A 10,064-nucleotide genomic window follows, 5' to 3' on the forward strand; every position below is an offset into this window, starting at 1 on the left:
GTTCTGGAGGCTCCTGAGGCGCACGGAAGCTCACGCGGTTCACGCCGCAATTCCCGTGCCGACCTGCACAGCGACAATTCCGGCAGGTGCGAAGACCTTGCGCCGCAGGACAAAGCGCTGTGCACCGAACTGGTGTATGGCTGCCTGCGTACCGAACTGCGCCTCAATTTCCTGCTGGCCAGGGTTTTGCCTCGGCCCCAGGGGCTGCCGCGCCCCATGCAGTTGTTATTGGCCCTTGCAGTATACGGCCTGCTGTTTCAGAACAGGGTTCCGCCCCACGCTGTTGTTTACGAAGCCGTGGAGCAGGTGCGGATGCTTCTGGGCCAGGGGCTGGCCCGTGTGGCTAACGGCGCATTGCGGTCGTTGCAGCGCATGGGTGAGGAACCATCGCGGCAGTCCTTTTATTCGGGGCGGCCTGACGGGAAAAAGCATCGGCAGGGCGCGGCCGGTGGCGACAGTTTTTTGAGCAAATGCATCTTTTATTCCATACCCTTATGGATAGGGGAGATGTGGCGCGCTGCCTATGGCGAGCACGCGGCCCTCGCGCTGATGCAACGCTCTTTTGAGCGCCCCTGGGCCGCATTGCGGATTAATGCGCAGCATGCTGACGCTCCGGCTTTATACACGGCCTTGGCGTCGCCTCACGGGGCGGCAGCGGCTCTGCCGTCAACGATTCCAACGCCAGCCGCTTCTGGGTTAGACGTGCTTTGCGAAGCGTCTGCGGTAAACCCTGAGGATGGTGCTGGGCTTTCAGAAGGGCAGGCTGATTTTACAGATAAAAATTCGATACTTGAGGTGCAGGACAAAAGGCAGGCTCCCGTTGGCATCGGGCAGTGGGGCCTTGCCTTTGCTCCCGGAACCATGCCGCGCGAGGCCCTGGGCCGTGACCTGCGGGAATGGATTGCATGCGGGGCGCTGAGCCGGCAATCGGCCGGATCGCAGCAGGTCTTGCTTGCTCTGGGGCTTGATCGCTGGAATGAGCCTGTGTGGGATGCCTGCGCCGGGCATGGCGGCAAAAGCGCTGCCCTGATGGAATGGGGCGTTCCAGTGGCATTGTGTTCAGACCGCTCCTTTGCTCGCTTGCGAGGCCTGCCAGCCCAGTGCGCAACGCTTGGACTGCCTGTGCCGCCGCACTGTCTGGCGGATGCCGTTGTGCCGCCGTTGCGGCAATGGACTGGGCATATTCTGGTGGATGCACCCTGTTCCGGTCTGGGGGTATTGGCCCGAAGGCCGGATATCCGCAGGCGCGAACCGCAACATCTTGCTGAACTTGAAGCCTTGCAACTGAATATGCTGCGCACCCTTGCCGGTCTGTTGCAGCCGGGCCGGGAGCTGGCCTACATAACCTGCACGCTCAACCCTGCGGAAAACGAACGTGCTGTCCGTCAACTGCTTGAAAGCAATTCAGATTTGACCCTTGAGCGCCAGTGGCAGACAGAGCACAGCCACCCCTGGCTTGAAGGCATGTTTGGCGCTGTGCTGCGCAGGAAAGGCTGAAGGCAAGAGGCGGGCAGGGCGTTCGCGTTTTTGCCAGACGAGTAAGGCAGGTATGCGTTATTCGCCATAACTGGTGCAGAAATATGCTAAAACAGGCCCCGGCGGGATAATCCCGCCGGGGCCTGATTGCTGTCATGCGCAATGCGGTTTTTGAATGAACTTCAGGGGATTTTACACGCAATGCGTTTATTGCCACCTGCGTTATTTTGTGTAGCTCGCGCCAATGCAAAGCATGTTTGCGCTATTCGGCCTCAAGAGCCACGCCGAATTTTTCCAGCAGGGCATCCAACTCTTGCTTATTGGTATAGTTCAGTGAAATACGCCCGCCGTTTTCGTCGCCGCTGATCTTGGCGGCACAGCCAAGGGCGCTGCTCAGGTCTTTTTGCAGAAGCTTGAAGGCCGGACTTTTCTTGCGCGAAATTTTTTGCGGCACGGGCTGTACGGTCTGCTTTTCCCCTCCTTCCAGCCAGGGCAGGGCAGAGTTGCCGCGCCAGAAGGCTGCGGCGTCTTCAGCTTCACGCACGGTCATGCCGTGGCTTTGAATACGCAGGCGCAGTGCCTCGGCGGCGGAAGGATCGTCAATACCCAGAAGGCAGCGGGCATGCCCGGCGCTGATGCGTCCGGCCTGCAGGTCTTCCCGCGCGCCAGCGCTCAACTGCAGCAGGCGCAAGGCATTGGCGACGGCGGGGCGGCTTTTGCCAAGCCGGGCAGCCAGTTCTTCCTGCGTAAGATCCAGGGCCTCGCGCAGTGCCTGAAGAGCTTCGGCCTCTTCAATGGGGTTCAGGTCTTCGCGCTGCAGGTTTTCAATAAGTGCTGCGGCCATGACCTCTTTATCGCTCAACTCCCGGACGTAGACGGGTACATGGTCAAGGCCCGCCATTTGTGCGGCCCGCCAGCGGCGTTCGCCAGCCACAATCTGATAGGTATCATCACCTGCAAGAGGGCGGACCAGCAAGGGCTGGATAATGCCCTGAGCCTTGATGGAAGCCGCCAGTTCGCGCAGGGCGTCTTCGTCAAAATGCCTGCGGGGCTGCCCCGGGTTGGGGCGCAAAGAAGAAACGGGCAGGGTGCTGCTTGCCGCCTCCTGTTCGCGTTTGGGCTCAGAACCGCCGAAAAGCGCGTCCAGACCTCTTCCCAATCCCTTTTTGTTGCCGCTCATACGTATCACCTCATATGTTCTCGCGTCCGCATCCGGACGCCTTCGGTTGCTGTTTCAGCATGAAAATCGTTTTGCCCTGCCGGGAGCCTTGACAAGGGGGTCCGCGGCACGGCAACCTGCGGCGTACCACGGTCATAATCTTTTCCCGGCGCGCGCCGCCGGGGCATCCAGCCGCAGGAGCTGCGGCCCCATGCCAGCGACCGGCCGTGCCGCAGGCAAGCAAAAGGACAGGTCAATGTTGGAGCATCCCGAACTACGCTATGTCACTGACGCCAAAGGCAATGTGGAAGCTGTTCAGCTTTCTTACAAGCTTTGGCAACAAATCGAGCCAAAGATTCGCAGCCACATAAAATGCCGGCCGGCTGACGAGCCTCTTGTTCAGGCAGAAGCGCCCCTTAAAGGCTTTGACCAGCTTTTGCAGTACTGGGATTTTAAATATCCCTATGCGCCCGACGTGGCCTGTCCCCATTGTGGCGCAAAAACCGACGATTGGCGCGATGATCCTGCGCAGCCTTTTCTGCTGACCAACGCCAATATCGGGGGGCTGCTTGTTTTTCTGTGCAAATGCTGCGGTACGACAGTGAGAAAAAAACATTTCCGCGATCATGTGGCGGTGGAGCATACCACACCCAGGGCCGACTAGGCCCCTCGCCAGTATTTTTTCAACCAGAGCCCGCAGGCATCATGTCTGCGGGTTCTGCTGTTCCAGGGCGCAGCGTGTTCTTTGCATGGCTGCCTATTGCAGCACGGTGCTCTTTTTTGAGGGCCGCCGAAGCACAACTTCCTTGGACAGTCCAAGGTAGGCGTCCGCCCCTTTGGACTTGATGTCGTAGTGGATGATGGACTTGCCGTGGCTGGGAGCCTCAGAAAGACGTACGTTACGCGGTATGACCGTTTCAAAAAGATGGTCGGGAAAGCAGCGCCGGACCTCATTTTTTACTTCGCGTGTAAGACGATTGCGCGTGTCATACATGGTCAGCACCACGCCCAGCAGCGAGAGTTCGGGGTTCAGCCGTTTTTTTACCTGTTCATAGGTCTGCAGCAGCTTGACGATGCCCTCAAGCGCAAAAAATTCGCACTGCAAGGGAATGAGCAGTTCTCTTGAGGCGCACAGGGCATTGAGCGTGAGCAGCCCCAGCGAAGGGGGGCAGTCAAGGATGATATATTCATAGTCTGTCTGGATGGCCTTGAGGCACTGGTCCAGATAAAATTCACGCGCCATCTTGTCCACCAGTTCCAGCTCAACGGCCACAAGGTTTGTGCTGGCCGGCAGAATGTCCAGAAACGGCGACCGGCTTTTGGCGATATTCTGGCGCACCTGTTCCGGTTCATAAAATGTGTTGTACAGGTCGCCGTGCAGGTTTTCCTGCTGCAGGCCAAGTCCGCTGGTGCTGTTGGCCTGCGGGTCACAGTCAACAAGCAGAACCTTTTTTTCCATAACGGCCAGCGCCGCGGACAGGTTGATGGCCGTGGTGGTTTTGCCCACGCCGCCTTTTTGGTTGGCAATGGAAATAATGCGAGCCATGAAAGCCTCCCCGCCGAAAGGGCAGTGGTGTAAAATTGCCGTCTGCCGGGGGTTTCAGGTCAGACAGGCCGTGAGACGCGCTTGTTTTTTTGAAAGTTTCACATGAAACATTTGTAAAAAACACGTCAGCACATTGTGTAGTTATTAAAAGAGAGAGCGTGTAGCGTCAAGGTGTAAAAAAAAATGAGATGCAAAACTAAAAAAGTTGAAAATTTTATGGCCGGAGCCTTGCCCCCCTAGGCGTTTGCAGGGTAAAATGAAAAAGTTGATGTAAATACTGAACATGATGGTAGGCGTGTATGGGCTTTAAAAAAATCCTTCTGGTTGATGACGAAGAAGAAGTCACCCGCATCCTGGCGAAACGTCTGGGCCGCAGGGGCTACGAATGCGCCACGGCCGCCAACGGGCAACTGGCCCTGAACGCGATGGAAGACACGGCGTATCACGTTGTTATTATGGATGTGAAAATGCCCGTTATGGACGGCATGAGCGCCCTGCAGAAAATTCACAGGCTCTGGCCGTGTACGCAGGTTATTCTTCTTTCCGGCCATGCTGACATGCAGTTGGCCGTACAGGCCATGAGCGAAGGGGCTTTTGGGTATCTGATGAAGCCCGTTGACCTGGATGAACTGCTGTTTAAAATTGAAGATGCCGCAACGCAATGTCGGCTTGAGGCAGAGCAGGGCGACATCAATAAGCCGTCTTGATAGACGCGGACAGGATTCTTTTTATGACTGTATTGAAAAAAAGCGGGGCCTTGGCCCTGTTGGCCTTGATGGTATTTTTAGGCTGGGCAGCCGCTACGGAGCAGCGTGCCCAGGCCGCCACGGTTCAGGTGACGGAAGAAAATCTGCCGCAGATGCTGGAAAAACTCTTTCAGGAACGGCCCGACCTTGTCATGGACGTGCTGCGCAGACACAGCGAGGCCGTGCTTGATACGGCGCAACAGGGGTCAAACCTGCGCCGCCAGCGCAGCCTTGAGGCGCAGTGGAGCCAGGAAATGAAAACGCCCAAGCCTGTCAAGCTGGAGGGGCGCCCCGTACTTGGCTCCAAAAACGCCAAGGTGCGTATTGTGGCCTTTTCTGACTTTACCTGCCATTTCTGCCAGCAGGCTGCGGGTACGGTGAGCGGCATTATGAAAGAATACGGTAAGGATGTGAGCCTGGTATTCAAAAATTTGCCGCTGGACGAAAAAGGCCCGGCCAGCATCGCGTCCAGATATTTTCTTGCTGTGGCCCAGCAGAGCGAAGATAAGGCATGGAAGTTTCATGATGCGCTCTTTGCCGACAGAAACCGCCTGGTAACCGAGGGCGAGCCATTTTTGAAAAAAACCGCCCAGGACCTTGGCGTGGACATGAAGCGCCTTGCCAAAGACGTTCACAGCAAAAAAGTTTCTGACATTATGGAAGAAGACCAGCAGGACGCGCAAAAACTGGGCGTGGAAGGAACACCGTATTTTCTGGTCAACGATCTGGTCATACGCGGCGCGTTGCCGCCCGATCTTTTCAAACGAGCGGTGGATATGGCTAAAAATCAGGCGGACAACAAGTCCGCAAAGTAAAGCCTGGGGCGGCAAGCAGAAAGTCTTGCAGAATGTTCCTGCGGTGCTGCCAACATCTGGCAAGCCTGAAATGTAAAAGCCTCCCACCCAGAATGGGACGGCGCCGCAGACACGATGCAATCCCGGCCGTAAACGAAAAGGCATCCGCTTTTTTAAAAAGCCTCCACTCAGAAATAAGTGGGGGCTTTATTTTGTTTGCGAGCAGATCGCTCATGGCGCTGTTTTGCGGGGACGCGGTGGGGATGTTGCTGCGCGTGCGTGAGGTATTGGAAGATTTGGGCGGCCTGAGCGGGGGGATCCTGTTCTGCGTATGCGCGTGGGACAATTCCTTTGTCTTGCTCAGGCATCACCCAGCCATCGTCCTTGCAGTTTGCGCACGTGACACTTCGCAGAGGCGAGGAGCAGAATTCCTCGGCGCCTGCCGAGGTGAGAGTGCCAAGAGAATATCACTGATGCCGCCGGCAGCACGCGGCGGCAGGAAAAGGAGTCGTGCGGCGAAGGTTGCGCCGAGAACGCATCATTGCGCTTATGACGTGAAAAACACCGATACCACGAAAAAAAGAGCGAGGATGCTCAAGAAGCGGAATTACGGAAGAGCCAGGGGGTATGGAAGAAGCCGGGGCAGGGGAGCGCGCGTCTGGTGATTTGTAAAGTCTTGGCTTACAGGTGCAGGGCTTGCGGCGTCAGCTACGCCTGCCCGGAACCGGAAGCGTTTTTTCCTGCCCTGAGGTTGCTTCAGGGCTTTTGGCAGCAGGAGTATCACTTGTGCCTTTGCTGCGGATTACGCGCCCCATCCATTGCCGCAATTGCTCAAGATCGGCCTGTTGCGTTTTTTCAGAGGAATGGAGCAAAAGACGCAAGGTATCAAGCTCTTGTCGCAAGTCCGTATTTTGCCCGGAAGCATTGGGCGTGGCCTGCCCCGCCTGTGCGGGCAGGCGTTCCATAACGGCGTGCAGCAATTGCGCAATACCTTCAAGGGCAGTGGCTTGCCGTTCCATCAACTGCAAAGCTGCTGAGGGAAAAAAGTCCTGTGCGGGCGGCTGCACGGTCTGAAGCGGGGCATTGCCCGCAACAGCCACGGCATTGCTCGGAAAGCGCGTCAAAAGGGCGTCTTCCACGGCGGCCGCAGTGCGGGATTTTTGCATCTGCTCAAGTATTGCGGCGATAACATCAAGTGTTTCAGGACGGTAGCGCCGTCTTCTGCCTTCCCCGACACTGGGTATAAAGGCGGCAAAGCGCTTGCAGTAATAGCGGGTTGTGGATTCCGGGAGGGAAAAATGGCGGGATATGTCCGCAATGCTCAGCAGGCTTTCACTAATGACAGGTTTGCGTGCCATGTCTCCTCCTGTGCGAAGCGTGAACTTGCATATTGTTGCGTTGTTGACCAGGCTCCAAAGAAGTATGGCTGAAAAAGAGCAGGGAGCGCGGGAGAGATCATAACCGCAACAAAGAAACTACGCTGCGCATTTTCTCACGGATTACGCGAAATCAATAATAATGGCAAGCAAAAGCGGTAAAAAAACGGGTTTCATACAAGGATATTGCGCAATATTGATATTGTGTGAATCAAAGTCCGGCGGCATGTCGATACGCACCGTCCACAAAACGACAGTGCCCAGACTGGAAACGCTCTTTAAAATCATATGAAATAATATGGATTTTGGGCCAACATGGCCCCGCAATCCAAAGCCTTGGCACTGGTATTCCGTAATGTTTCTGAGCACTGCGCGAGCAAATTCCCGTTACGGAAACCTGCGCGCGGGAATCCGGGCATTGGCGCTGAGATTTGAAGAAAAAGTCCGGAATATGCCAGAAAAAAGCGCGTTGGGCATATCAGCACCCAAGCAGCAAATATGCAACGAACGTTGGTTGTCCATTGCGGACAGCGGCCGTCTGCGCATGGGATAAAAGGGGTAAAACGGCAGGTAAGCGCAATATCTGTTGCGGCATTGCGCGAAGCGCTCAGCCTCGGCTTTGCATCGGCAAGGCGGAGGAGGCAGCGCGGTTTTTACGAACCTGCGCAGGGCTGAACCTGGACAGGGGAAGACGGCGACAAACGCTGTGCGCCACTATTATGCATGCCTTGAGTAGTTTAGACTTGAGGCAACAGGCAGTCGCATGGCTTGCCGTGCAGAGGCCGCAGAATGCGACCACCAGGCAGTGGCAGTTTTTGGGGGAGTCTACATCGAGAGCAGATTAATTTTGAAATATGAAGTATTTCAAAGCGTTCATTCAGCAGAAAAATGCGATTTTCGGCTGAATCCTTGCCACGAAATGCGAGAAGGCAGGCTTTTGCCTGCCGTAAGCGAGCATTTCAAGTGTTAAATGCTCTAGAGCAATTTCACTTTGAAATTGCTCTGGCGACGGCGCGAGCAGACGCCCGCCGCGAAGGCGTAAGCGCAATTTATTTGTGCGGTTAAACGCCGAAGCGAGCGTGTTTTAAACTTTGAAAATGTATATTTTCAAAGTTAATCTGCTCTAGGTGTAGAGCATTTACATTTTTTCAAAGTTGAAATGCTCTATCGCACCACGCGCCGCACGGCAATGAGCTTGTTGCGCCAGTAGGGGATTGTCATGCTCTCCATACGTACCTTTTCTCCTCTGCGCGGACTGTGGATAAAGCTGTCGCCCCCGGCGTAGATGCCGGTGTGCAGGCCGCGCGGGCTTGAGCCGGTGCGAAAGACCACAATGTCTCCGGGCCGCGCCTGATCCTTGGGTACGGCATAGCCCGCCCTGGCCTGGTCCACGGTAATGCGGGGAACCTTGTAGCCGTTCTGCTTGTAAACCCACCAGATAAGACCGGAGCAGTCAAAGCCCTTTTGCGGTGACGCACCACCGGAGCGGTATTTTTTCCCCATCTGGCTGTAGGCCGTGCGCACTACCTTGTGGGCGGACTCCGGGGCAGGGCCGGGGTCTGTCGGCCGGTGCAGACCGCACCCGGCAAGCAGAAAAAAGACAAGCATGAGCAGCGCCGCCCACGGCTTTGAGAAGATACGTATGTCAGTCATTCCTTTCATGGCAACCTCATGCACAGAGAGCCTTGCGGGCAGGCGGTTTTCTGTGCAGCCCATGCCTTGTGGGGCAACAGGACAAAATACTTTATAACCCACATTGTTAGGTAAGCATAATGTGTGCCAGCCGTTTTTGGCGCAACAAAAGGAATGTTATTTCAGATAGTAGAAATTGTTTAAAAAGTTTATATGGTTCGAGCAGCAACTTCTGCCGTGCCGTGCGTCTGCATCCTGACGCCCCCTGGACCCGTGGCAAGCCTCGTGACATGCGCCCCTGCAAGCGCCATAAAGCTTGCAGGGTTATGTGCTTTTAAAGCAAGGTGCGCCGGTTTTCGTGTCAGGCTTTACCTTTGGGCTTTTTCTCCGGTTCCGCAGTCGGCAGCAGGGAAAGCGAGCGCACAAGAGTTTGCCTGTGCGGTGTCAGTACGCTCTGGCGGCAGCAATGGCGTATCTGCTCAAGAAAGGGCGATGGCGGCAGGGCAAGGCTTTTTCCATACAGGGCGCGCGTGGCGCTGTGACTCACAAAAAGCGCACGAGCGGCGCGGGTCAGGGCCACGTAAAGAAGGCGGCGCTCTTCATTTTCCTGCTCTGGGGCCTCATACTCGTTTGCGGCGGGCGCGGCATCTGTGTGTGGCGTGTCACCAGTCGGCGCTGCGGCAGCATCGGGCGTGCGGTCGTGATTGTCGCCCGTGCTTTCACTCGCAGCCACACCAGCAGGGGGGGCGGAAGGAGGGGGGGCGGCGTGGGGCGCGTCATTACCGGCGCTGGTTGTGACGCCGTTGGCTGCATCTGTGGACGTCGCGTTTCTGGTCGCCCCCCTGTCCGGGCCGAAAAGCATGTCTCGGCGCAAGGGCAGCAGGCCGTCCTCAAGGCCGGGCAAAAATACGGCCTGGAATTCAAGTCCCTTGGAGGCGTGCATGGTCATGATCTGCACATGTTCGGCCTTGCTGCGCACCATTTCCGCTTCTTGCAGCCATGCCAGATGGTGCAAAAACTCCTGCCAGCTTGCCTGTTGTTTCCAGCTTTGTTTCAGCTCGCGCCAGGGCCGTCCGGAAAGAAGCACTTCGCCTGCCCAGTTTTGTCCGGCAAGCCAGGCTTCAAGGTCGGCGGGAGGCGGCAGGGGGCCGGCAGCGGCAAAGGGATTGTCGGGATCGGCATCCAGATCGCCCTGCAGGTTTTGCCGCGGCGCGGTCGTGTCAAATATCTGCGCCAGAGCGGAAAAGCCGCAATGCACCGCAGCCAGGGCAAGCAGCCGTGCGCAGGCCGCATCCTGCCAGAACGCCTCTTGGGCCGGAGCAGATCGGAAGAGCG

Annotated in this window: 9 protein-coding genes; 4 read left to right on the top strand and 5 right to left on the bottom strand. The window is 56.6% G+C overall.

Features of this window, described 5'->3' with window-relative positions:
* On the top strand, positions 1-1,497 hold a 1,497-nt coding region (locus V6C16_RS04270), incomplete at its 5' end, for a transcription antitermination factor NusB (RefSeq protein WP_333542801.1).
* A gap of 241 nt (positions 1,498-1,738) precedes the next feature.
* On the opposite strand, the gene V6C16_RS04275 is transcribed toward V6C16_RS04270, so the two are convergent.
* Positions 1,739-2,656: a ParB/RepB/Spo0J family partition protein gene (locus tag V6C16_RS04275; RefSeq protein ID WP_333542802.1), complete on the bottom strand. Its 918-nt coding sequence runs from the start codon at positions 2,654-2,656 to the stop codon at positions 1,739-1,741.
* Positions 2,657-2,846: 190 nt separating this feature from the next.
* Between V6C16_RS04275 and V6C16_RS04280 the strand changes: the two genes are divergently transcribed.
* Positions 2,847-3,299, top strand: coding sequence for a hypothetical protein (locus tag V6C16_RS04280; protein ID WP_333534358.1), 453 nt, complete (start codon positions 2,847-2,849; stop codon positions 3,297-3,299).
* A 93-nt stretch (positions 3,300-3,392) separates the two neighbouring features.
* On the opposite strand, the gene V6C16_RS04285 is transcribed toward V6C16_RS04280, so the two are convergent.
* A complete protein-coding gene (locus V6C16_RS04285; protein ID WP_333534359.1) occupies positions 3,393-4,181 on the bottom strand; it encodes a ParA family protein in 789 nt (262 codons plus the stop codon).
* A 299-nt stretch (positions 4,182-4,480) separates the two neighbouring features.
* On the opposite strand from V6C16_RS04285, the gene V6C16_RS04290 reads away from it, so the two are divergent.
* Positions 4,481-4,888 (top strand): response regulator, encoded by a 408-nt coding sequence (locus V6C16_RS04290; protein ID WP_333534360.1) that lies wholly within the window; start codon positions 4,481-4,483, stop codon positions 4,886-4,888.
* Between the two features lie 23 nt (positions 4,889-4,911).
* The gene (locus tag V6C16_RS04295) at positions 4,912-5,742 is read left to right on the top strand and encodes a DsbA family protein (RefSeq protein ID WP_333534362.1); all 831 of its coding nucleotides are present in this window, start codon (positions 4,912-4,914) and stop codon (positions 5,740-5,742) included.
* A gap of 683 nt (positions 5,743-6,425) precedes the next feature.
* On the opposite strand, the gene V6C16_RS04300 is transcribed toward V6C16_RS04295, so the two are convergent.
* From V6C16_RS04300 to V6C16_RS04310, 3 genes are all read right to left on the bottom strand, one after another.
* Positions 6,426-7,079 carry a MerR family transcriptional regulator gene (locus tag V6C16_RS04300; protein WP_333534363.1) on the bottom strand — a complete coding sequence of 218 codons (654 nt, stop codon included), beginning with the start codon at positions 7,077-7,079 and terminating at the stop codon, positions 6,426-6,428.
* A gap of 1,182 nt (positions 7,080-8,261) precedes the next feature.
* Positions 8,262-8,759 (bottom strand): C40 family peptidase, encoded by a 498-nt coding sequence (locus V6C16_RS04305; RefSeq protein ID WP_333534364.1) that lies wholly within the window; start codon positions 8,757-8,759, stop codon positions 8,262-8,264.
* A 331-nt stretch (positions 8,760-9,090) separates the two neighbouring features.
* The coding region (locus V6C16_RS04310) for a 3'-5' exonuclease (RefSeq protein WP_333542803.1) at positions 9,091-10,064 on the bottom strand (974 nt) is incomplete at its 5' end.

The sequence above is a fragment of the Desulfovibrio sp. 1188_IL3213 genome (genome assembly GCF_036763145.1).
Taxonomy (GTDB): domain Bacteria; phylum Desulfobacterota; class Desulfovibrionia; order Desulfovibrionales; family Desulfovibrionaceae; genus Desulfovibrio.